16 protein-coding genes and 2 pseudogenes are annotated in these 22,310 nt (G+C 56.6%); 15 read left to right on the top strand and 3 right to left on the bottom strand.

From position 1 onward, the window contains the following. The first annotated feature begins 31 nt into the window (after positions 1–31). The 4 genes from RSK20926_RS19665 (at position 32) to amt (ending at position 5,902) form a co-directional block, all read left to right on the top strand. Positions 32–706 carry a DUF1028 domain-containing protein gene (locus RSK20926_RS19665; protein ID WP_008209424.1) on the top strand — a complete coding sequence of 225 codons (675 nt, stop codon included), beginning with the start codon at positions 32–34 and terminating at the stop codon, positions 704–706. Positions 707–856: 150 nt separating this feature from the next. After that, on the top strand, positions 857–1,792 hold the full coding sequence (locus RSK20926_RS19670) for a LysR family transcriptional regulator (RefSeq protein WP_008209425.1): 936 nt from the start codon (positions 857–859) through the stop codon (positions 1,790–1,792). A 127-nt stretch (positions 1,793–1,919) separates the two neighbouring features. Then, positions 1,920–3,071 carry an acetylornithine deacetylase gene (gene argE / locus RSK20926_RS19675; RefSeq protein ID WP_008209427.1) on the top strand — a complete coding sequence of 384 codons (1,152 nt, stop codon included), beginning with the start codon at positions 1,920–1,922 and terminating at the stop codon, positions 3,069–3,071. A 116-nt stretch (positions 3,072–3,187) separates the two neighbouring features. Beyond that, positions 3,188–5,902 carry an ammonium transporter gene (amt, locus tag RSK20926_RS19680; protein ID WP_008209429.1) on the top strand — a complete coding sequence of 905 codons (2,715 nt, stop codon included), beginning with the start codon at positions 3,188–3,190 and terminating at the stop codon, positions 5,900–5,902. 193 nt (positions 5,903–6,095) lie between these two features. Here the strand turns inward: amt and RSK20926_RS19685 are convergent, their stop codons facing one another. Further along, entirely contained in the window at positions 6,096–6,551 is a 456-nt protein-coding gene (locus RSK20926_RS19685; protein WP_442852529.1) for an Lrp/AsnC family transcriptional regulator, read from the bottom strand. Positions 6,552–6,845: 294 nt separating this feature from the next. On the opposite strand from RSK20926_RS19685, the pseudogene RSK20926_RS19690 reads away from it, so the two are divergent. The 5 genes and pseudogenes from RSK20926_RS19690 (at position 6,846) to RSK20926_RS19710 (ending at position 13,079) form a co-directional block, all read left to right on the top strand. Continuing rightward, positions 6,846–8,079: pseudogene (locus tag RSK20926_RS19690) on the top strand (3-methyl-2-oxobutanoate dehydrogenase (2-methylpropanoyl-transferring) subunit alpha). A gap of 3 nt (positions 8,080–8,082) precedes the next feature. After that, positions 8,083–9,096, top strand: a complete 1,014-nt coding sequence (locus RSK20926_RS19695) for an alpha-ketoacid dehydrogenase subunit beta (protein ID WP_008209436.1) — start codon at positions 8,083–8,085, stop codon at positions 9,094–9,096. A gap of 3 nt (positions 9,097–9,099) precedes the next feature. Further along, the gene (locus tag RSK20926_RS19700; RefSeq protein ID WP_008209437.1) at positions 9,100–10,368 is read left to right on the top strand and encodes a dihydrolipoamide acetyltransferase family protein; all 1,269 of its coding nucleotides are present in this window, start codon (positions 9,100–9,102) and stop codon (positions 10,366–10,368) included. Then, positions 10,369–11,727 carry a dihydrolipoyl dehydrogenase gene (gene lpdA / locus RSK20926_RS19705; RefSeq protein WP_008209438.1) on the top strand — a complete coding sequence of 453 codons (1,359 nt, stop codon included), beginning with the start codon at positions 10,369–10,371 and terminating at the stop codon, positions 11,725–11,727. A 332-nt stretch (positions 11,728–12,059) separates the two neighbouring features. Beyond that, complete coding sequence (locus tag RSK20926_RS19710; RefSeq protein ID WP_008209440.1) at positions 12,060–13,079, top strand: GlxA family transcriptional regulator; 1,020 nt, start codon at positions 12,060–12,062, stop codon at positions 13,077–13,079. Positions 13,080–13,216: 137 nt separating this feature from the next. On the opposite strand, the gene RSK20926_RS19715 is transcribed toward RSK20926_RS19710, so the two are convergent. Further along, positions 13,217–15,646 carry a GcvT family protein gene (locus tag RSK20926_RS19715; protein WP_008209442.1) on the bottom strand — a complete coding sequence of 810 codons (2,430 nt, stop codon included), beginning with the start codon at positions 15,644–15,646 and terminating at the stop codon, positions 13,217–13,219. 243 nt (positions 15,647–15,889) lie between these two features. Here RSK20926_RS19715 and RSK20926_RS19720 point away from each other — a divergent pair, with 243 nt between their 5' ends. Then, on the top strand, positions 15,890–16,798 hold the full coding sequence (locus tag RSK20926_RS19720) for a LysR family transcriptional regulator (RefSeq protein WP_198136601.1): 909 nt from the start codon (positions 15,890–15,892) through the stop codon (positions 16,796–16,798). On the opposite strand, the gene pdxR is transcribed toward RSK20926_RS19720, so the two are convergent. Beyond that, positions 16,767–18,203, bottom strand: a complete 1,437-nt coding sequence (pdxR, locus tag RSK20926_RS19725; RefSeq protein WP_198136602.1) for a MocR-like pyridoxine biosynthesis transcription factor PdxR — start codon at positions 18,201–18,203, stop codon at positions 16,767–16,769. The two genes, RSK20926_RS19720 and pdxR, sit on opposite strands and share 32 nt — an antisense overlap. A 180-nt stretch (positions 18,204–18,383) precedes the next feature. Between pdxR and RSK20926_RS19730 the strand changes: the two genes are divergently transcribed. From RSK20926_RS19730 to RSK20926_RS19745, 5 genes and pseudogenes are all read left to right on the top strand, one after another. Beyond that, a complete protein-coding gene (locus RSK20926_RS19730) occupies positions 18,384–19,718 on the top strand; it encodes a uroporphyrinogen decarboxylase family protein (RefSeq protein WP_008209448.1) in 1,335 nt (444 codons plus the stop codon). Positions 19,719–19,880: 162 nt separating this feature from the next. After that, positions 19,881–20,645 (top strand): inositol monophosphatase family protein, encoded by a 765-nt coding sequence (locus tag RSK20926_RS19735; protein WP_442852530.1) that lies wholly within the window; start codon positions 19,881–19,883, stop codon positions 20,643–20,645. Between the two features lie 9 nt (positions 20,646–20,654). Continuing rightward, positions 20,655–20,816, top strand: coding sequence for a hypothetical protein (locus tag RSK20926_RS22935; RefSeq protein WP_008209452.1), 162 nt, complete (start codon positions 20,655–20,657; stop codon positions 20,814–20,816). After that, positions 20,816–21,580 (top strand): N-formylglutamate amidohydrolase, encoded by a 765-nt coding sequence (locus RSK20926_RS19740; protein WP_008209454.1) that lies wholly within the window; start codon positions 20,816–20,818, stop codon positions 21,578–21,580. The genes RSK20926_RS22935 and RSK20926_RS19740 overlap by 1 nt, the downstream gene beginning before the upstream one ends. Then, positions 21,577–22,310 (top strand): annotated as a pseudogene (locus RSK20926_RS19745) (glutamine synthetase); the annotation flags it as partial. The gene RSK20926_RS19740 and the pseudogene RSK20926_RS19745, both read left to right, overlap by 4 nt.

Genomic DNA, 22,310 nt, shown 5'->3' on the forward strand with positions numbered 1-22,310 from the left:
TGGGCAAAGTGAAGACAAGAAGGATATTGGAATGACCTTTTCTCTGGTGGCGCGTTGTGCTGAGACAGGCATGTTCGGAATGGCGATTTCTTCCTCCTCGCCTGCGGTGGCGGCACGTTGCGCTTTTGCCCGTGCTGGTGTCGGGGCGGTTGCGAGCCAGAATGTCACCGATCCAAGCCTTGGACCGATGACACTGGATCTAATGGAAGCAGGAGCAAGTGCCGAGGAAGCCATTGCTGAGATAAAGAAGCAGGGACGGTTCATCGAATATCGTCAGGTATTGGCGATTGATGCACAGGGAAACACAGCAATCCACTCGGGCCCAAATTCCCTAGGTATCTGGACCGAAGCTCAGGGGCGCGACGTGGCCTCTGGGGGCAATCTGCTGGCTAATGACAGTGTCTGTCAAGCCATCGTGGCAGGATTTGAACAGGCAGATGGTCATCTAGGCGATCGGTTGATCGCAGCAATGCAGGCAGGCTTGGCTGCCGGGGGAGAAGCAGGCCCCGTACATTCAGCTGGAATGCTTATTGTTGATAAGGTCAGCTGGCCCGTTGCAGAACTTCGCTGCGACTGGAGCGAAAGCTGCCCTATCGCCGATATCGCGCACGCATGGGACGTCTACAAACCCCAGCTGGAGGCCTATATCCAACGCGCTTTGGATCCTCGTGAAGCTCCTTCTTATGGCGTACCCGGAGACGAGTAGGTTCTTAAACCAAAGGGGCTGAGTAAACTCCACCTGAGAGGAAAACTACGCTTCAAATCGGTTTAAAGGCGTCGCAATCACGCGTAGAATAGCATGCAAAATACCTGGCCCGGAAAACATCTAGGCCAGGACCCTGCTGGAGTTTGAACCTTGCCCTTCCGATACACCCTGCGCCAGCTTGAATACCTTGTAGAAGTCGGCAAGACCGGAAGTATCGCTGCGGCCAGCGATATGCTCAATGTTTCTTCGCCCACCATCTCGGCTGCGATTTCCCAGCTCGAAGATGAGTTTGGCCTACCTCTGTTTACGCGCGAGCACGCCAAGGGCCTGACCCTGACCAAAGCTGGGGCACGGCTGGCTGAACAGACCCAGATTGTACTGAGCGAAGCAGAATACCTTGCGGTATTGGCGGGTGAGATTTCGGGGAAAATCCAGGGGACATTAACCGTGGGCTGCCTGGTGACATTCGCTCAGATTGTTCTGCCCGGACTGCGCCGAGAGTTTGAACAACTGTATCCGACGGCCAGAATCGAACAAAAAGAACTGAACCAGGCAGAGATTTTCAGCCACCTGCGTCGCGCAGAGCTGGACATCGCGCTGACCTATGATCTGGATATTCCTTCTGATCTGAAGTTCTACCCGCTGCGAGAGCTGCAGCCTTATGTAGTTCTCTATGAAGGTCATCCGCTTGCTGGACGGCAAGAGATTCAGGTTGAGGAATTGCGTGAGCATCCAATGGTCTTGCTAGACCTCCCCTATAGCAGCGAATACTTCATGTCGTTTTTTAATGATGCAGGTTTTCGACCCAATGTCAGTGAGAGAACCCGCGACATGTCAGTGATGCGCAGCCTTGTAGCTAATGGCTATGGCTTCTCGATCGCAAATGTATTGCCTCCAAACAACCTTTCGCCTGATGGAAAGATGCTCGAATTTGTACGCCTTTCCGGACCCGTCCGCTCGATGCAGATCGGGCTATTAAGCATAAAGAGTGGGAACCCGACCAATACGCTCAAGGCCTTTATTGACCATTGCAAAAAGATGGTTGAGGAAAACCGACTTTCGATTGCAAACCTTCCAGGTGGCTAGGGCAAATTTGCTTTTCCTCTAGCAGCTTTGGCGCAGCCTAAGCGCGGCTTTCGAATATCAGAGTTTATGAACAGCCTTAAGGCTTTTGATAGGCGGTTCAAACCAAGCTCAACGAGCAGGACCAAGAATGACACTGACACTGGAAATTCTGGAAAAACTGATTGCTTTCGACACGGTCAGTCACAAGTCAAATTTGGAAATGGCAGGTTTCGCCGAGGATTTCCTGAATGCTCGGGGGTTTGCGGTCACGCGTCTTCCCAGTGCTGATGGTTCCAAAATGGGGCTCTATGCGGAACTGGGCCCCGCCGGGGCTGGTGTACTTTTGTCGGCTCATATGGATGTGGTGCCTGTTGATGGCCAAAACTGGCGCAGGCCTCCATTTCAACTAACACGCGAAGGTGATCAGTTATTCGGCCGCGGCACTACGGATATGAAAGCTTATGCAGCGGCAATGCTCTCTCTCGCGGATCAAGCATCGCGCGCTTCCTTAAGTGAACCGCTAAAACTGGTGCTGTCTTACGATGAAGAAATAGGCTGTGTCGGAATTCAGCACATGATTGAGCCTCTTTCGTCATTGGTCGGGCGTCCCAAAATCTGTTTTGTCGGAGAGCCGACAGAAATGCAGGTAGCCACCGGACACAAAGGGAAAGCGGCACTGAGGGCCAGGTGCCATGGCCAAAGTGGCCACTCTGCGTTGGCACCAAATTTTGTGAATGCACTCGATCTGGCGGGTGAATTCCTGGTTGGTTTGCGCCGGGTGCAAGCGCATTATCGGGAAAAGGGCGCTCAAGACCCGGACTATTCCGTACCATACACCACATTGCATGCAGGGATTTTGCAAGGTGGCACTGCCCTGAATATTGTCCCGGACTTGGCAAAGATCACCTTCGAGTATCGGCATCTAGCCGCTGACAATTCGGCCGAAATCGAAGAACATATCCTTCAAACGGCAGAGCAAGCCTGCCTAACAATCGGGCAAGGCAGACCGGAAGCAAAAATCGAAATAGAAAATTACAATTCCTACCCTGGCCTTGATACAGCGCAGGAATCTGCTGCGACACTTTATGCCCTACAATTGGCACAGCAGAACCACACCACCAAAGTCGCCTTTGGCACCGAGGCCGGTTTCTTTGATCGTTTGGGAATACCAACAATCGTTTGCGGCCCGGGTTCCATGGAAGGGCAGGGACACAAGCAGGATGAGTACCTTGAAATGCGCCAATTAGTTGCGTGTGAGGAAATGATGGCCCGTATTCTTGACGATCTTTGCAATTCCTGACGCATTTCTCTTGTGAAGTAGTCAGTAAAATACTCCTTTTAGAAACGCTTTCTTGACGACCTTAAGGCAATCTCTCTGAACAGTATCAGTACCCCCAACGGTTTGAGGGAGCAGAAATGACAGATGGTGATGCCTCGTGGATCTTGATCATGGCACTCTTTGTGCTCGTGCTTCAATGCGGGTTCCTGTGCCTTGAGGCCGGTACGGTCCGGATAAAGAATGCAACCAATGTTGCGCTCAAGAATATCTCGGATGTTTGTGTGGTGAGCTTCGCTTTTTGGTTTTTGGGCTATGGTCTCATGTTTGGGCAAAGCAAAGGGGGGTTTTTCGGCTCCAGCTATTTCTTCCCTGCGTTAGACAACACCAGCGGCCACTTTGCAGCAGTCTTTCTATTTCAAATGGCCTTTGCTTCGACAACTGCGACCATTGTTTCGGGTGCTGTCGCTGAAAGAGAGCGTTTCCTGGGCTATATGATTATGTCAATTGCCCTTGGTGGATTTATCTACCCGATTGCCGGTCATTGGATTTGGAATGAAGGTGGCTGGCTCAATCAGATGGGCTTTATTGACTTTGCCGGGGCCACCGTTGTCCATAGCGTGGGCGGCTGGGTCGCCCTAATCGCGGTTGTCCTACTTGGTCCGCGCCTTGGTCGTTTTAGCCATAAAAAACGCCTTTTTGAAGAAAACTCCATCTCTTTGGCGGCCCTAGGTGGTTTGTTGCTTTGGGTCGGTTGGGGCGCTTTCAATGGTGGGAGCGGATTAATATTTTCAGCGGACGTTGCCCCGATCATGGTCCGCACCATGCTGACAGCTGCAGGCGCTGGATTGACCAGTATTATCATCGGTCTCTTCTTGATCGGTCATATGCGTTCAGAACTGTTGATCAACGGGCTGCTTGGTGGCCTTGTGGCTGGCACCGCTTCTATACATCTCATTTCGGGGTATTCCGCCTTTGTCATCGGCGCTGTTGGCGCCGTGTCGGTTGTACTTTCAAGAGATATCCTTGAGGCCTTGAAAATCGACGATGTTATTGGTGCTGTGCCCGTCCATCTTGTCGCGGGGATTGTCGGTACACTTGCGGTGGCCTTTGCCGTACCTGTCGAGCATTTACCTATGGGGTCACGGCTAGAACAACTGGGCGTCCAAGCTATCGGGATCGCTTGTGTTGGGCTTTGGGTCTTTGCCTGGGCGCTCCCCTTAGCTCTATGCCTCAAGGCCTTTGGCCTTTTCCGTGCCAAGCCGAAAGACGAGGTCAAAGGCCTCAATTTGGCAGAAAACCACCAACGCAACCTGCTTCTTGAACTCATTGAAGAAATGAAGCGCCATCAGAACTCATCAAGTTTTGCTCGCCGTGTCAGAGTGGAGCATTCCACGGAAGTCGGAGCGCTTGCCTATCGCTACAACAAGGTTCTTGATCGCGTTGAGCTAGAAATCAATCAGCGTATGGATGTCATCTCCAGAGAGCGGGAAACCCGCTTGATGGCAGAAGAGGCCTATATTGCTATGTGCGAAGCTCAACAGGACAGCGCATGGGCCGCACGGCACGATAGGCTCACGGGTTTGGGCAATCGAATGCACCTTGAAGAGATTGCTTCGGACACGGTTGAAGGCGGAATGAGCGGAGCTTTGGTTATTGCTTTTGATCTGGATCGCTTCAAGGAAGTGAACGACACTTATGGGCATGAGGCGGGGGACCTTGTGCTCCAGGAAAGCGCAAACAGAATCTGCAAACCCCTTAGGAACGGGCAGGATTTTGCCTTTAGGATCGGTGGGGACGAATTTGTCGTCCTATTAGATTCAACAATGCCACAGGAAGAGGCTGAAGAGCTGTGCAACGATATTCTTTTTGAACTCTTGCAGCCGATCAAGTTCAAGAAAACAGAACTTCGTGTAGGGGCATCAATTGGGTTTTCAACAGCATCACCAACAGCCTCCCTAAGCACAGCCCTACATCAGGCAGATCTTGCTCTATACGCGTCGAAACGAGATGGTCGTTCCTGTGTGAATGGTTACACGGAAGAAATCGGAGCAGCGCATGAGGAGAAGCTAAATCTGATCAAGGATTTCAAACTTGCATTCGAGCGCAATGAAATTGAAATCATGTTGCAGCCCCAAATCGATGCGAAGACACGCGAGCTAACAGGCTGTGAGGCTTTGGCACGCTGGAACCACCCAATTCGCGGAATTCTTTCACCTGATCTGTTCACTCCTATCGCGCAAGAGCTGAATCTTCTTGCCGCTTTGGATCGAAAGATCCTTGATCAAGCCCTCTATGCATATTGGGTTCTTGCGGAACGGGGGATACTTCTGTCGAACATCTCCGTCAATGTATCGGCGGCGAGCCTCGCCAGTCCTGACCTGGCGGAACGCTTGGAACAACGTGTTGATCTTCCCAAGAATGGCCTGGCCTTCGAGCTTCTCGAAACGGTCTTTTTGGACCAGGTTAGCGATGATTACGCCCGTAAGATCCAAGCTTTAAAGGACCTGGGGATTACAATCGAGATTGATGATTTCGGAACGGGTCATGCCAGTATTGCTGCTGTGCTGGCGCTGCAACCTGACCGCTTGAAGATTGCACGCGTCTTTGCTGTTGACATTGACCAAAAACCTGAACGCCAGAACCTCATGCGAGGTTTCATCGAAATGGCTGCAAGCGTTGGTGCGGAAACCGTGATTGAAGGCATCGAAACGGAAGCGGAAGCGGATGTTTTGCGAGACTTGGGCGCCGATGTACTTCAGGGGTATGTTTTTGGTCGCCCAATGGACCTGCAGGCTTTTCTCGCTTGGGCGGAAACACGTCAAGTTTCAACAGGCAACACCAAAACCGGCTGAAAGATGTCACCCAGGCCCGGCCTGGGCAACCACGGGCCCTCTGGGCAGTATTTGTGCCACTGTCCCATGCCGTCACTTGAGCGGTCATTTTTGGGCTGACCGAAGCCAGTACCGCCCATGGGTCTGGTTCGGAGCGCTGGCAAAACGTATAAATCCCTAACTAACTCTGCCATCATCATTGACCTGCAATGACCTAGGGTAAGCGTGCGCGATTGATAAATTTGCGCAGCGCGAACCGCGAGCGAACCACTCGCAACCCAGGCAATCGCATCAATTTAATTTGCAAAAAGCTCTCAAACTCCTCAAGGCTTTCTACAGCAACCTCCAACAGAAAATCCTGAGCACCGGTCATCAAGGTCCCGGTTACCACCTCATCAAAAAGTGCGACCTGACGTTGGAAATCCGCCACTTTTTCAGCATCCTGCCTTTCAAGCTCCACAGAGACAAATGCGGTAATACCAAAGCCAGCAATCTTTCGGTCAATCCGCGCACTATAGCCACAAATCAATCCAGATTCTTCCAGTCGTGCCAGGCGCCTTTTGCAGGGGGTTGCAGATAGCCCAGCCCGTTCTGCCAGCTGAACCAGAGGCATCCTCCCATCCTCCTGAAGTGCGCGAATAATTTTCCGATCTATCGAATCTGTAGTGATACTCACTCTCAACTCCTTAAATGATAGTGAAATCAGCTCACCTCAGAAGGTTTACGCTGCAAAAGGCGCTACTTCAACCTAAGCTAATAAAATAGTCTGAGAGAAAAGCAGGCCAAACGTTCCAAATCTCTCCCTCCTCTGCGGGCCCCGCCCTGCCTTTCACCTCTGCTCGAAAGCGTGGTTTTCAGGTGAAAAGGCAAAAGGCAGGCCTGGAAGCACGATCTTGGTTTTGAACAAGGAAAGGTACCTGCAAGCAAAAGGAAGCTGTCATGACAGATACCGGAAAGGGCAAGCATGACCGATGAGATTGAGCCGCTATCGTTGAATGTGCCGGAGCCGGGCTGCCGACCCGGAGACACACCGGATTTCTCTGACTTTGAAATCCCCCGCGCCGGCGCGGTGCCGCGCCCACCGGTGGATGCCGATCCGGACAGCATCCGCGATATGGCTTTCTCCATCGTGCGGGTCCTGAACAAGGAGGGCGAGGCCGTTGGCGACTGGGCCGGTGCGCTCAGCACGGATGAATTGCGCGAAGGGCTGCGCCACATGGTGACGCTACGGACCTTTGATGCGCGCATGCAGACAGCGCAGCGCCAGGGCAAGACCAGCTTCTACATGCAGCATCTGGGCGAAGAGGCGGTGAGCTGTGCCTTTGCCCGTGCGCTTGAGGACGGCGACATGAACTTCCCGACCTACCGGCAGGCCGGGCTCCTGGTGGCCAGCGGCTATCCGATGCTGACCATGATGAATCAGATCTACTCCAATGCCCATGATCCGCTGCACGGGCGTCAGCTGCCGATCATGTATTCCTCAAAGGAACACGGGTTCTTTTCGATCTCCGGCAATCTCGGCACCCAGTTTGTGCAATCGGTCGGCTGGGCCATGGCCTCGGCGATTTCCGGCGATACCAAGATCGCAACGGGCTGGATCGGCGATGGTTCAACCGCCGAAAGCGACTTCCACGCCGCCATGGTCTTTGCCTCCACCTACAAGGCGCCGGTGGTGCTGAATATCGTCAATAACCAATGGGCAATTTCGACCTTCCAGGGCATCGCGCGCGGCGGTGTCGGCACCTTCGCGGCCCGGGGCCATGGCTTTGGCATCGCCTCGCTGCGGGTGGACGGCAATGACTACCTGGCAGTGCATGCGGTGGCGAAATGGGCGGCGGAACGCGCCCGCCGGGGCTTTGGCCCCACCTTGATCGAACACGTGACCTACCGGGCCGGCGGCCATTCCACCTCGGATGACCCCTCGGCCTACCGCTCCCGGCGCGAGGCGGCGGCCTGGCCGCTGGGCGACCCGATTGAGCGGCTGAAACAGCATCTCATTACATCGGGGAATGGTCGGAGGACCGCCACACCCAGGCCGAGCGGAGATCCTGGATTCGGTGATTTCTGTGCAGAAACAGGCCGAGGCCGTCGGCACCCTGGGCGATGGCGATGCGCCCAGCCCGCGCGACATGTTCGAGGGTGTCTATGAAACCATGCCGCCGCATCTGGTCCGGCAGCGCCAGGAAGCGGGGTACTGAGCCATGGCAAGCATGACAATGATCGAGGCCATCCGCGAGGCCCATGACGTGGCCATGGCCGCGGATGACAAGGTGGTGGTCTACGGCGAGGACGTGGGTTTTTTCGGCGGGGTGTTCCGCTGCACCGCCGGCCTGCAGGAGAAATACGGCAAGAGTCGCTGCTTTGACGCGCCGATCAACGAAAGCGGCATCGTCGGCACCGCCATCGGCATGGCCGCCTATGGGCTGAAGCCGGTGATCGAGATCCAATTCGCCGACTATGTGTATCCGGCCTATGACCAGATCGTCTCTGAGGCGGCGCGCCTGCGGCACCGCTCGAACGGAGATTTCACCTGTCCCATCGTGATCCGCATGCCCACCGGCGGCGGCATCTTCGGTGGCCAGACCCACAGCCAGAGCCCCGAGGCGCTGTTCACCCATGTCTCCGGCCTCAAGGTGGTGATGCCCTCCAACCCGGCGGATGCCAAGGGGCTGCTTTTGGCCTCGATTGCGGATCCGGACCCGGTGATCTTTCTGGAACCGAAGCGTCTTTATAACGGGCCTTTTGACGGGCATCACGACAAGCCGCTGGTCTCCTGGAAGAAACACCCGCTGGGCGATGTGCCCGATGGCAGCGACGCTGTGCCGCTGGGCAAGGCCAAGATCCGGCGCGAGGGCGCTGATTTGACCATCCTGGCCTATGGCACCATGGTCTATGTCGCCGAAGCGGCGGTGGCGGAAACCGGTATCGATGCCGAGGTGATCGATCTGCGCAGCCTGATGCCGCTGGATCTGGAGACCATCGTGGCATCGGTGCAGAAAACCGGCCGTTGCGTCATCGTGCATGAGGCAACACGCACCTGCGGTTTTGGTGCTGAGCTGATGAGCCTGGTGCAGGAGAGCTGCTTTTACCATCTGGAGGCGCCGATCATCCGGGTCACCGGCTGGGACACGCCTTATCCGCACGCCCAGGAATGGGAATATTTCCCCGGCCCGGCCCGCCTGGGCGAGGCGCTGAACAAAGTCATGGAGGACTGAACCATGGGAATTCATGCAATCCGGCTGCCGGATATCGGGGAAGGCATCGCCGAGGCGGAGCTGACCGAATGGCAGGTGAAACCCGGCGATCTGGTCAAGGAAGACGACGTTCTGGCGGTGGTGATGACCGACAAGGCCGCCGTAGAAGTCCCCTCGCCGGTGGACGGCAAAGTGGCCGCGCTTGGCGGTGACATCGGCGAGCTGATGGCGGTGGGCTCGGTTCTGATCCGTCTTGAGGTCGAGGGCGCCGGCAATGAGCAGGAGGGCACTTCCGCCAGTCCAGAACCCGCGCCTGCAGCCGCACCGAAACCTGAACCTGCGGCAGCTGCCGCACCTGCGCCGGAACCGGCTCCATCTGTTGCACCCGGCCCGGCCCCGGCGGCAGTGGCCCGTGCCAAGGGCACCAAACCGCTGGCAGCACCCTCGGTGCGCGCCCGCGCTCGCGAAGAAGGCATCGATCTGCGCCAGGTTCCGGGCTCCGGCCCCGCCGGGCGGATCAGCCATGCGGATCTGGACCACTGGGCGGCCTCTGGCGGCATCCAGCAGGGCCAGGTCTCGCGCGGAGCCAATACCGGCATCGAAGAGGTCCGCGTCATCGGCATGCGCCGCAAGATTGCCGAGAAGATGCAGCTCTCGAAACGGCAGATCCCCCATATCACCATCGTCGAAGAGGTGGAGATGGAGGCGCTGGACAGCCTGCGCGTAGCCCTCAATGACAAGCACAAGGGCGAGCGAGCCAAACTGACCATCCTGCCCTTCCTGATGCGCGCCATTGTCGAGGCCGCCCGCGAACAGCCCGCCCTCAATGCGCGTTATGATGATGAGGCCGGCGTGATCCACCGCCATGGCGGCGTCCATATCGGCATCGCCACCCAGACGCCGAACGGGTTGAACGTGCCGGTGATCCGCCATGCCGAAGCCGGCAGCCTTTGGGACAATGCCGCGGAACTGACCCGCCTGGCGGAAGCGGCGCGCGAGGGCACTATCAAGCGCGAGGAGCTGCAGGGCGGCACCATCACCATCACCTCGCTGGGACCCCTCGGGGCGATTGCCACCACGCCGATCATCAACCACCCGGAGGTGGCGATTGTCGGTGTCAACAAGATGCAGATCCGCCCGGTCTGGGACGGCCAGCAGTTCCAGCCGCGCAAGATGATGAACATCTCCTGCAGCTTCGATCACCGGGTGATCGACGGCTGGGACGCGGCGGTCTTTGTGCAAAAACTGAAATCCCTGCTGGAAACTCCGGCGATGCTGTTTGTGGAGGGCTGAATGCCTGATCTAAAATGTAAGCTGCTGATTATCGGGGCCGGTCCAGGCGGATATGTCTGCGCCATCCGGGCGGGCCAGCTGGGGCTGGACACCATCATCGTGGATGAGAGCGCACCGGGGGGTACCTGCCTCAACGTAGGCTGTATCCCTTCCAAGGCGCTGATCCATGCGGCGGAGGAATTCCACCGCATCGCCACGGCAGGGCAGGGGCCTCTGGGCATCAGCGCCGCCGCGCCCGAGATCGATCTGGCCAGGACCGTGGCCTGGAAAGACGGCATCGTCAGCCGCCTCAACTCAGGGGTTTCGGGGCTGATGAAAAAGGCCGGCGCCCGCTTTGTGGCGGGCCGGGCGCGGTTCCTTGACGGCAAAACCGTGGCAGTGACGCAAGCGGGAGAAGAGATCCAGATTCGCGCCGAGCAGATCGTCATTGCCTCCGGCTCAGCCCCGGTGGAGCTGCCCTTCCTGCCCTTTGGCGGCGATATCCTATCCTCCACCGATGCGCTGGCGCTGACCAAGCTGCCGCAAAGCCTCGCCGTGGTTGGCGGCGGCTATATCGGGCTGGAACTGGGCACCGCCTTTGCCAAGCTGGGCGTCAAGGTCACCGTGGTTGAGGCCGAGGGCCGGATCCTGCCCACATATGACCGGGCGCTAACCGCGCCGGTGGCCAAACGGCTGGAGGCTTTGGGGGTCACCGTGATGACCGGAGCCAAGGCCGAAGCCTTTGCCGGCGGTCAGCTGCACACCGATCAGGGTGCGGTCGAGGCGGAGAAGGTCCTGGTCACCGTGGGCCGCCGCCCGCGCACGCAAGGTATTGGCGTGGAGGAGCTGGCGCTGACGCTGGACGGGCCCTTTGTCCGTATCGATCAGCACTGCCAAAGCTCGATGCGCGGCATCTATGCCATTGGCGATGTGACCGGCGAGCCGATGCTAGCGCATCGGGCCATGGCCCAGGGCGAGATGGTGGCCGAGCATGTCGCGGGCCATGCGGTGGAATGGGACAAGCGCGCCATCCCCGCGGTCTGCTTCACAGATCCCGAGATCGTCACCTGCGGCGCCCTGCCGGGCGAGGTGGAAGGCACGAAATCCAGCGAGTTTCCCCTGATGGCCAATGGCCGGGCGATGACCTGCGAGCGTGAAGAGGGCTTTATCCGGGTGGTCTGGCGCGAAAGCGACCATGCGGTTCTGGGCATCCAGGCGGTCGGCGCCCAGGTCTCGGAAATGTCGGCGGCTTTCACTCTGGCGATCGAGATGGGGTGCTGCCTTGAGGATATCGGCGCCACCATCCACGCCCATCCGACCCAGTCAGAAGGCCTTCAGGAAGCCTGCCTTCGCGCTTTGGGGCATGCACTTCATATCTAATTGTTAGGATAGCAAATCAGAAACGACCTCGGGATTTAGCCCCGGGGTCGTTTCTTGGGAGTCATGCCCAAGAGGCGACAGGCGCGAGTGCTAAATTCGTTTGCCAGCCCTCAACTGTTTTGAACAGCAACCCCTCGAAGAAAAACTAAAGAACATCCAAAGACCAATGTGACTCACTTTCAAAATGGGTCTATCAAGAGTCAAATAATGGGACTTTTCTTTTACCCAATACTCCACATCTTGAATCCAGACATGACGTTTAAGTGCGTTTGGTACCAGAGTTGGCCAAATTCGCTCCCGATTTTGGGTTTGATCGAACAGGAGGCCGCCGGATGACAAAATTTCACGCGATCCAGAACAACCAGCCCCCATTCCAAGGAAGCAACCGGCGACTGTTCAATGCAGCCATTCTAATAACCGAAGGGTTCTCTCTGCTGAGCCTGACCTCTCTTATAGACGTGTTGGACGCGGTCCAGACAGCTTCGCCTTTGGCCTGTGTGGATGTCACCATCCTGACTCTTGATGGCACTCCGGTGCGGGCGCGCTCGAAGGTTCAGATAGCCTCCGACGGTTCCTTGCTAGACAATCTAAGACGGGACACCCTGCTACCCAGGCCCGACGTCTATGCCGTCTGTTCCGGTCCACAGATGAGCGCGGCCGAGACGGCTCTCACCCTCGAGTTGGTGCGAAAATGTCGCCTTTCTTCCACTCCGGTTTGCGCCATGGGTGCGGCTGTCCGCGTGATTGCCCAGTCTGGCCTTATCACAAAGGGAACCGACCATTGGTCGCGCATCCCCGCAAACCGCGAGACCCTCCCACATATCGATTTTGAAGATTCGATTTTTGTCAAAGACGGAAATCTGATCAGCTGCTCAGGCGAATTGGGCGCAATGGATTTTGCCTTGAACTGGGTGGAAAACAATATTTCCACAGAAACCGCCACGCGGATTCGAAACTACCTGCTTTTGCAATCCACACGCAGCGCTGACCGAGCTCAGACTTGCTCTGCCGCTGACCGTTACCGGGGGGCTCCTCCCAAGCTGCAACAGGCCATCAACCTGATGCTCGATAACTTGGAAGAACCACTTAGCGTCAATACCATCGCAGCCATCATTGGCTTGTCCGTTCGTCAGGTTGAGCGCTTGTTCCTGCGCTATTTGGGTACGTCTCCGGTGCGGTTTTATAGAATGGAACGCTTGGAGCTGGGGCGTAGCCTGGTGGAGGACACCAACATGCCGATCACCGAAATCGCACTTGCCTGCGGCTTCAAGTCCCTGTCTTCTTTCATAAAACTGTTCCGCAACAACTTTGGCGCCACGCCAATCACATTCCGGGCATCAAAAGCTGCCTGAGGCATGATCCCCGGGCACCTTTCTCTCCTGCCGGCAAACGCAAAGAAGCTGCCGGTTTCTTCTCTCAAAGGTGCTCTGGGCTGCCGCTTGCCCTCCGGGATACAATCCCGGAGGGTTTTTTATTAACTTACAGTGCCTTAACCATTCATTTTGCCGTTATCCGGATCGTATGGCACCCGGGTCAGCGGCCTCGCCTTATAGCGCCGGTCTGCCACTTCAATTTCAAAGCAGCGGGATCGGGTTTCTGCCAGAGTTTCACCCGGGGCAATTGCCACATTGGCAAAACACAGGTTCTTACCGGTTCTAGGACCACGGGCGCCAGATGAGGTCAAACCAACGCGCTTATCCCTCTCCCAGACGGGTTCATCGTGCAGAAGCAATGCCTCGCCTTCGACCTCCAACAAGAGCTGACGGCGGGTGAGACCATCCTGTTTTTGTTTGGCCAGTGCGATGCGACCCAGGAAATCACCTTTGGTCCAGTTCACTGCAAATCCTATCCCCGCCTCCAGTGGGGAGATATCTGGCCCCAGATCATGGCCCCAATGTTTGAAACCCTTTTCGATCCGGCAGCCGTCCAAGGCGTGAATGCCCAAAAGACCTGCGCCTTCGGCACGGAAAGCATCAAACAGCACTGGCGCTTGCACTGCCGGCATCGCAATTTCCCAACCCAACTCACCAACAAAACTGATCCGGGTGGCACTGCACTCTATGCCCGCAACTGTGACCCGGCGAGCAGTGGAGAAGTCAAATTCCTGCCAATTGTCATCTGAGAGATCTTGCAACAACGCACGCGCGCGCGGACCCATCACCCCTATCACCGCTTCACTCTCTGTCACATCTTGCAGCGTGACATCGAACCCTTTGATACGCGCCTGTTTCTGCAGCCAATACAGATCTTTGCGTCGTGTGGCTGCTCCGCTTGTCACCCGAAAAAGGTTAGAGCCCAAACGTGTGACCGTAAGATCCGCTTCCACACCGCCGCGCTGGTTCAGCCAAGCGGTGTAAACCGCGCGACCTTCGGCAACATCCACGTGTGCGGTGCTGACCCATTGCAAAAGAGCCAATGCATCTGGACCTGACACATTGATCTTAGTGAACATGGACAAGTCAATCAGTACCACATCCGCTGCCATATTCTGCGCTTCACGATCTGCCACATATTGCCAGCTTTGTGGCCCAACGGAATAGGGAAGGTTTTTTTCTGCCTCATCCTGCGCAAACCAGCGGGTGCGTTCCCAGGCTCCGCCTACGCCCCAGACTGCTCCTGCCTGATCCAGGCGCTGGTGCAATGGTGACCGGCGGAGGTCGCGGCCGGAAACCGGCTGTTTGAAGGGCCAATGCATGGCAAAGTTATTGCCCACGGCCTCGCGCATCTTGTCTTCCATATAGGCCTGGCCGGATTGCAGCGGATCACCGCGCAGAATGTCGATGTCCCACAGGTCGCTGGGCGCATCGCCATCGATCATCCAATCCGCCAGCGCATCTCCCACGCCAGCGGATGACATGATCCCCACAGAGTTCAAACCGGTTGCGACAAACAAGCCCTGCAACTCTGGCGTCTCGCCCACCAATGGGCGGCTATCAGCGGTAAAACTCTCCGGCCCATTCAGAAAATGCTGGATGCCCGCGCTCTCGAGACCGGGATACATCCTGAGTGCTGCTTCGATGAAGGGCTCGGCCTGCTCCCAATCATCCTCCATTTCCAGAAACGGCCGGTCACCTTCTGCCCCATAAGGGTCCCAGGATTTCGCATCCATCTCGAACCACCCAACCAGCAGTTTTCCCGCGTCGCCCTTCATGTAGACATGGGTTTCCATGTCGCGGAACACCGGGAAAGGCTTTGGGAACCCCTCAATTGGTTCAGTCACCACATACATATGTTTCACCGAATGCTGCGGCAGGACTATGCCTGCCTCGTCAGCCAGTTTTTTAGACCAAGCACCAGCGCAAAGCGCCACCTGGTTGGCTTCAACCCTTGTTCCATCGGCCAGTTCTACTCCGGTCACGCGACCGTCCTCCTGGATAAGGCTTGCCACGCTGATGCCTTCGCGGATCTCCACTCCCCGGCTGCGCGCGCCTTTGGCAAAGGCCATGGTCAAATCCACAGGATTAACCTGCCCATCTTCCTTAAGGGTCAAAGCACCATGAATACCTTCGGCGCTGATGCCGGGCACCCGTGCGGCAACCTCTTCGCCCGAAAGCATCTCTGGGGTCATGCCGGTGAATCCCGCCATGGCGTGAATCCGATAGAGTTCGTCCATACGCTCCGCTCGCCTGGCGATCCAATAACCCGAGGTCTGCATATAACCCGTCGCCAGTCCGGTTTCGCGCTCCAGCTCCGGAAAGGTCTGCAGCGCCTTGGCGGCCAGTTTGGTCATGTTGAAGGTTGAGCGCAGCGGCCCGACAATCCCTGCCGCGTGCCAGGTTGTGCCCGAGGTCATCTGGTTTCGTTCCAGCAACAGGATATCCCGTGCGCCTTTCTTGGCCAGGTGATAAGCGAGGCTAAGGCCGATCACCCCGCCGCCAATGATGATAATATTGCGTTTCTCTGACATGGTGTCTTCCATCCAATTTCCTAAGAAATGATGCCTGAAGCAGATCACCAGAACAGATGAGAATGACGCCTGCAAACACAACATTTTGTAAAATATAGATTTTACTGTTCTCCAGGAATGGGAGCGCAGGAGCACCAAGCCAGAGCAACATCAATCAATGCTTTTTTTGCATGTATTTTTGTGTAGTTTCTAGATACACTCTTTCGCAGGTCTTTCATGATGCCACCTGAAGCCGATTCCCTCCTCTTGCCTGTGATGAACGCCTTAGCTGCCTTTCGGGTGGTCGCCTCGCAAGGATCAGTCAGCGCCGCAGCGCAGGCCCTTGACACCTCTCAATCCAGCCTATCGCGCCATATTCAAAACCTGGAGGAGCACCTGGGCTGCCCTCTCTTCCTGCGCCAAAACCGCCGCATGGTTCTGACCACCGCCGGCCAGCAACTTTTTACAACTGTAGATGCAGGTCTTGGTGCCATTTCGCTGAAAGCACAGGAATTAAAACGCCAGCACGGTCCGGGTGAAATACGTATCCGCTGCGGTCATGGGTTTGCGCATTTCTGGATGTTGAAGCACTACCCGCGCCTGCAACGATCCTTTCCCCAGCTGCAAATCAACCTATCGGTTGGCCCCCTTGGAATGCGCCCAGAAGATGGGGTGCCAGACCTTGATGTACGCCTTGGTCCGCACCCAGACCCGGAGTGGCATTCAGATCTGCTTATTCCGGAGGACATTTGCCTCGCTGCTGCACCAAAACTGCTTGAGAAACACGAGTTGCCAAACCCCGATCTGCAAGACCTCACCCGTCTGCCGCTCTTGCATCTGGACCGGGGGGAGTATGGCATACTCTGGTTCGGCTCTTTCTTCGAACGTTTTGGCATCCCTTATGAGCCAGATCCATCCACCCTGTTCTTCAACAGCTACCCGCATGTGGTCTACAGTGCCATCGAAGGGCGTGGCGTCGGTATCATCTGGCGTGGTCTGGATGATGGAGCATTGGATAGTGGCGAGCTGGTCGAACTGCCCGGCACTGGTCTGCGCACCGAAAACGGCTATTTCCTGACCTGCCGCAAGGCCATCTGCGAAGAGGCTGAAATTTTGCAACTGCGTCGCTGGATGACCAACGCCTGTGCACGGGTCAACCCGCCCCGGCACCCGCCAGCTCTTTGAGTATTTTTGCGAGCCGTTCCACCAAGCGGGGGATAATCCGCTCATCCACGCCGGAAAACCCCAGCACAAGCGCGGTGCGTTCTAATGACTCGATGCAGTAAAGCGAGATCGGGAGCGATTCGATTCCCGCTGCCAGCAGCGCTTCATGGGCAGCTTGGTCGTCGATCCCGCCCTTCAGCCAGGCGACCATATGCATGCCCGCATCAGTCCATTGGGGTTCCAGCCAGGCACTGCAATCACGGCACAGGGCTTCGTAGAGCACATCCCTCCGCGTCCGGTACAAGCGGCGCATTTTGCGGATGTGTTCGGTGAACCGTCCATCCTCCATGAACCGCGCCATCGTTTCCTCCACCACTGCAGAGGAGTTCTGACCCAGCAGATTGCGAGCGGCGGCAAATGTTTCCGCGAACTCCTGTGGCACCACCACATAGCCCAGCCGCATCGCGGCAAACATCGATTTAGAAAAGGTGCCGACATAGAAAACCCGTTGGGCGCTGTCCAAGGCGCTGAGGGCAGGCAAAGGCCGGCCGCGATAGCGAAACTCACTGTCGTAGTCATCCTCGATGATCCAGGTATTGTTTTCCTGAGCATAGCTGAGCAGTGCCAATCGTCGCCCCAAGCTCATTGTCGTTCCCAAGGGCTGCTGGTGCGAGGGGGTGGTAAAAATCAAAGCCGGCTTTGGATGACGTTTGATAGCCTGGGCCAAATCTAACCCCTCACTATCAACCTGCACCGGCGCCACATTGGCGCCCATGGTTTGCATCACATCCCGGCCAGCGATGTGTCCGGGGTTTTCGTACCAAACCGTATCCCCATGGTTCAACAACACAAAAGCAATCAGCACAAAGGCTTGCTGAGCGCCGGAAGTTACAATCACCCGCTCCGCATTCACCTTCATTCCGCGCGCATCCGCCAGATGCCGGGCAATCGCCTCACGCAGGTCGGCATTGCCATTCACCTGGCCATAGCTGAGACTGCTGCGCATATCCCGAACCATCGCTTCGGCCATATACTTATTCCATAGTTTCACCGGGAACTGGTCCAGAGCTGGAACCCCGGGGCGAAACGGCGCGACCTCCCCATAGCGGGCGGTTGATTTCGACGCAGCGATGGTTCGCGCACGGCTTGAAATCTCAATGCCCGATGGTTTGTCTTTGTGTCGCGGGGTTCGGATCTGCGGAAAGGCCTCGGTGTCCAGACCATCCGCCACAAAAGTTCCAGCCCCCGTCTTTGCCTGGGCATAGCCTTCGGAGATTATCTGTTCGTAGACATTTTTCACAGTAATCCGTGAAATCCCCAACTCCTGCGCCAACTCGCGCGTTGAAGGCAGCTTTTGCCCAGGCGGCAGAGAGCCATCCAAAATCAAGCGGCGCAACGAGGCATCCAGCTGCCGGTAGATTGGCACTGAAGAGTCGCGTTCGATTGTGAAACCCTGGAGCAGTGCACCACTCGGAGATTTTGGCATGTCTAAATGGGCCTATAAATGGGAATATAGTGGGTATATTTTATAATTCCAATCTTGAGTAGCCTCAATTTCAACAGGCGCATAATCGCGCCGGGGATGCACAATGCTTGAGGCCAATCCATGACCAGAATAGAAGACTACGCGTTCCCCAAAGGGGTGGATCTTTTGCGGGCTTGGCAAGCGGGCGACGCTGAAGCCAAAGCTGAAATGACACAGGTATTCGATGCCGCAATCGCAGGTGATTTTGATACCAACTTCGCCCAGAAAGCTGACCCGAACCATGTGAACAGCGTGGCCTCTGTCCACATGCTGGCACTGGCGGTGCTAAACGACCTTTATGGCATTGAGACGCGCGAGTATTACCACGAAGATCCCTATCGCTATGTTCGCGCCAACCTTGCGGTCAGCCGACTGCTAGGGGTGAATAAATTCTATATCACCTGGGCGCTTTATGCATGGTCCTGCGAACCGCTGGGTCAAACCGTCATGTATCCGGATAAATACCCTCCTGGCGCCGACCCTGATGATATGCTGATCAATAAGGAGAACTGGCGCGAGCTGAAGACCCCTGATTTCACCACTGGAGTGCCGCTGGCGATCACCAATATTCTGCGCGTGCATGAGGAACTGACCGGCCTGCCACCGCTCTTGCAGATCACCGCGCCCTACAGCCTCGCCGCCGACATCTACGGTCAGGAACCCCTGCTGGGTGACGTCGTGAACGACCCCGATGAAGTCAACGCGCTACTCGATCACCTGGGCGACGTGGTGCTGGGTCCCTGGATGGATCACCATATCGCAACCTTTCCCCATGGCTGGATTGAATTGTCCGATGCCTCCGGGTCGCCCTTCTTCATTGGTCCAGAAAACTGCAAGAACATGTCGATCCGGGCGATCCGCCATATGCTGCGCGATAAACCCTATGCAGACCGGGTGTTTGACAACAATTACCGTGGCGACCACGTAGCTCTCGCCAAGAAAAAAGACCGCCGATCCCGTCGCCGCGGGGGCACGCATACAGCCAGCGCCGCAACACCCGAAATGGCGCCATCAGAGAACCCCGCGCTGCTGGATCTCACCGATGCCAAGGTCAGCGCAAACCCGGTTTTCATCATGAGGCTGGCTGCAGATAATGTGGACATCTCGTTTTATGAAGATCAGGCGATCAAGCGCAACATGCCGCTCACCTCGGGAATTGGCTCCCCACAAATCGATCGCAACAGCATCGAGGATCTGGAGGCAAAGAAGGCAGAAGTCCGCGAGATGGCGCGCACTCATGTGGCGGCAATCCGGAACGTCTGCGCCAATATCGATCTGCCCGAAGACAACCATGTCGGCCAGGCATGGCCCAGCCATATCTATTTCGAAGACGTCAATCTGCATACCCAGTTCGATCTCGTCGAAATCATCCTGGAAGAGGCCTACAACTCCGCCCCAATTCAGCGCGCCTCGTAATTGGATTGCACCTCACAAGGCTGTTTCAGACCGCTCTGTGAGGATCCTCCCTAAACAAGCTGTCTGCCCCATTGGCCAGCGCACTCCCATTGAGGCGCAACCGGCACCCTGCGGGCAGCAGCACGACTAAACGACAAGGGGTTTTCTGAAACAATGTCTAAGATGCCAGACTACGCTGATCATGCTCTCCGGATGTCAGAGATCGCTGCAGAAGCAGCCCGCGGCTACTTTCGCGGTCGGCTTGGGATCGAATTCAAAAAAGATGAAAGCCCGGTCACCCAAGCCGACAAAGGCGTAGAGGCTGAGGTACGGGCCTACCTTGAACAACACTTTCCAGATCACGGGATTTTCGGCGAGGAACAAGGATTTGACGGTGTCGACCGTGACGAAATTTGGATCATCGATCCGATCGACGGCACACGCTCATTCCTCTCAGGCCACCCTCTGTTTGGGTTTTTACTAGGCTATCTAAAGGCCGAAGTTCCCCAACTTGGCGTGATCGGAATGCCAGCCCTAGGCGAAACGTTTATCGGGGTGCAAGGGCAGGGCGCGACGCTGAATGGCAAACCAATCCAAGTGTCCCGCCAAAACCGGCTGGACCGGGCGGTTTTATATGTCAACGAAGGTGACAAGATCCACCGGGACTATCCGCAACTCTTTGACAGGTTGATGCAATCCGGACAAACCCGCCGTTTTGCCTATGACTGTTATCCACATGCCCTGCTCGCCGCTGGCCATGTGGATGCAGTGATCGACTATGATCTGCAACCCTATGACTACCTCCCAGTCTCGGCCGTCATCGAAGCCGCTGGTGGTGTGATTACCGATTGGGATGGCCGCTCCTTGGGGCTGCAATCGGATGGCCGGGTGGTTTCCGCGGCCACACCAGACCTGCACGCCGAAATGCTAGCTTTGGTCAAAGGTTAACTGTGACGCATGAGCGACTTGCTGGAAACACTGCGCTCCCGTCGCGAGTTCAGCAACTACATCGCATCTGTAGCCAATTCATCCCTCTATCGCCATGGCCAGTTGTTGGAAACGCGCCGGATCAAGGACATACAAAAATTGAAAGACACCGTAGTGACGGAGGCAGGCTGATGGCTGAGTTGTCGGATAGTGACCCTGTAGAAATCGTGAACCCCCAGGGCACCGGTCAAGTGGTTCTCCTATGTGAACATGCCAGCTCCCATATTCCCAAGGCCTATCACGGACTGGGCCTGGCAGAGGAGGATCGTCTTAGCCATGCGGTCTGGGATCCCGGCGCGCGAGAACTGACCCTGGCTTTATCCGCAGCTCTGGATGCGCCTGCCATCATGTCGACGGTTTCCCGGCTGGTTTATGATTGCAACCGCCCGCCCCAAGCACCAGGTGCGATGCCGCAAAAATCCGAACTGATCGATGTGCCCGGCAACCAGGACCTCTCTCCAGCCGAGCGGGAGGCCCGAGCCGCAGAGGTTTATCAACCCTTTTGCGAAGCGGTTTCACAGATCTTAGATCATCGCGGTCCGGAGACTGTATTGGTAACGGTGCACAGTTTCACCCCAGTCTATTTTGGCAAACGCCGCACAGTAGAGATCGGGCTTTTGCATGATGGTGACAGTCGCCTGGTGGATGCCATGCTGAAACAGTCCGGGCGCCTGACCGGACGCCGGGTGGCCCGCAATGAGCCCTATGGGCCAGAAGATGGGGTGACCCATTCGTTGCGCCTGCATGCGCTGCCCCGCGGGCTGGCCAATGTCATGATCGAAGTCCGCAATGATCTGATGCGCACCCCCGAAAACATCGCTGCCAGAGCCCAGGAACTCCTGCGGCTTCTCGAGCCCGCACTTCAAAGTATCACGATCAAGGAGGATGTATCGTGAGCAATTTTCTGAGTTTCGACACTCTTAAGGATCAGGTTGTTTCTGGGGCCGTTGACACAGTTCTGGTCTGCCTTGTTGACATGCAGGGGCGGCTGATGGGTAAGCGTTTTCATGCCAAGCATTTTGTTGCGGGCGCCTGGGAAGAGACCCATTGCTGCAATTATCTGCTGGCCACCGATCTGGATATGGCGACGCCGGATGGCTATGCTTCGACCTCCTGGGAACGGGGTTACGGCGATTATGTGATGAAGCCGGATCTTTCAACGCTGCGCCCCGTGCCCTGGCTGGAGGGCACGGTCATGGTGCTCTGCGATGTGCTGGATCATCACAGCCATGAAGAGGTCCCGCACTCCCCCCGCGCGATCCTGAAGCGCCAGGTCAACCGTCTGACAGAGATGGGCTATGAGGCCATGTGCGCCACCGAGCTGGAATTCTTCCTCTTTGCCAAGAGCTTTGATGAGATCCGCCGCTCAGGGTTCAAGGATCTGGAGCCGATCTCGGGCTATAACGAAGACTACAGCATCCTGCAGACCACACGCGAAGAGCACGTGATGCGCCCCATTCGCAACCACCTTTGGGATGCGGGCCTGCCGATCGAGAACTCCAAGGGTGAGGCGGAGACCGGCCAGGAAGAGCTCAATATCAAATATGCCGCCGCCATGGCGACAGCGGAATATCACACCATCGCCAAGCATGGCATCAAGGAGATTGCCGAGGCCCGGGGCCATGC

Origin of the sequence: Roseobacter sp. SK209-2-6 (genome assembly GCF_000169455.1) — a bacterium.
In the GTDB taxonomy this organism is placed as follows: domain Bacteria; phylum Pseudomonadota; class Alphaproteobacteria; order Rhodobacterales; family Rhodobacteraceae; genus Pseudophaeobacter.

What these genes read in the sequence shown, in the direction of transcription:
- RSK20926_RS19665 (WP_008209424.1), top strand. Translation starts at nt 32, where the DNA reads ATGACCTTTTCTCTGGTGGCGCGTTGTGCTGAGACAGGCATGTTCGGA.
- argE (WP_008209427.1), top strand. Translation starts at nt 1,920, where the DNA reads ATGACACTGACACTGGAAATTCTGGAAAAACTGATTGCTTTCGACACG.
- amt (WP_008209429.1), top strand. Translation starts at nt 3,188, where the DNA reads ATGACAGATGGTGATGCCTCGTGGATCTTGATCATGGCACTCTTTGTG.
- RSK20926_RS19695 (WP_008209436.1), top strand. Translation starts at nt 8,083, where the DNA reads ATGGCAAGCATGACAATGATCGAGGCCATCCGCGAGGCCCATGACGTG.
- RSK20926_RS19700 (WP_008209437.1), top strand. Translation starts at nt 9,100, where the DNA reads ATGGGAATTCATGCAATCCGGCTGCCGGATATCGGGGAAGGCATCGCC.
- lpdA (WP_008209438.1), top strand. Translation starts at nt 10,369, where the DNA reads ATGCCTGATCTAAAATGTAAGCTGCTGATTATCGGGGCCGGTCCAGGC.
- RSK20926_RS19710 (WP_008209440.1), top strand. Translation starts at nt 12,060, where the DNA reads ATGACAAAATTTCACGCGATCCAGAACAACCAGCCCCCATTCCAAGGA.
- RSK20926_RS19715 (WP_008209442.1), bottom strand. Translation starts at nt 15,646, where the DNA reads ATGGAAGACACCATGTCAGAGAAACGCAATATTATCATCATTGGCGGC.
- RSK20926_RS19720 (WP_198136601.1), top strand. Translation starts at nt 15,890, where the DNA reads ATGAACGCCTTAGCTGCCTTTCGGGTGGTCGCCTCGCAAGGATCAGTC.
- RSK20926_RS19730 (WP_008209448.1), top strand. Translation starts at nt 18,384, where the DNA reads ATGACCAGAATAGAAGACTACGCGTTCCCCAAAGGGGTGGATCTTTTG.
- RSK20926_RS19735 (WP_442852530.1), top strand. Translation starts at nt 19,881, where the DNA reads ATGCCAGACTACGCTGATCATGCTCTCCGGATGTCAGAGATCGCTGCA.
- RSK20926_RS22935 (WP_008209452.1), top strand. Translation starts at nt 20,655, where the DNA reads ATGAGCGACTTGCTGGAAACACTGCGCTCCCGTCGCGAGTTCAGCAAC.
- RSK20926_RS19740 (WP_008209454.1), top strand. Translation starts at nt 20,816, where the DNA reads ATGGCTGAGTTGTCGGATAGTGACCCTGTAGAAATCGTGAACCCCCAG.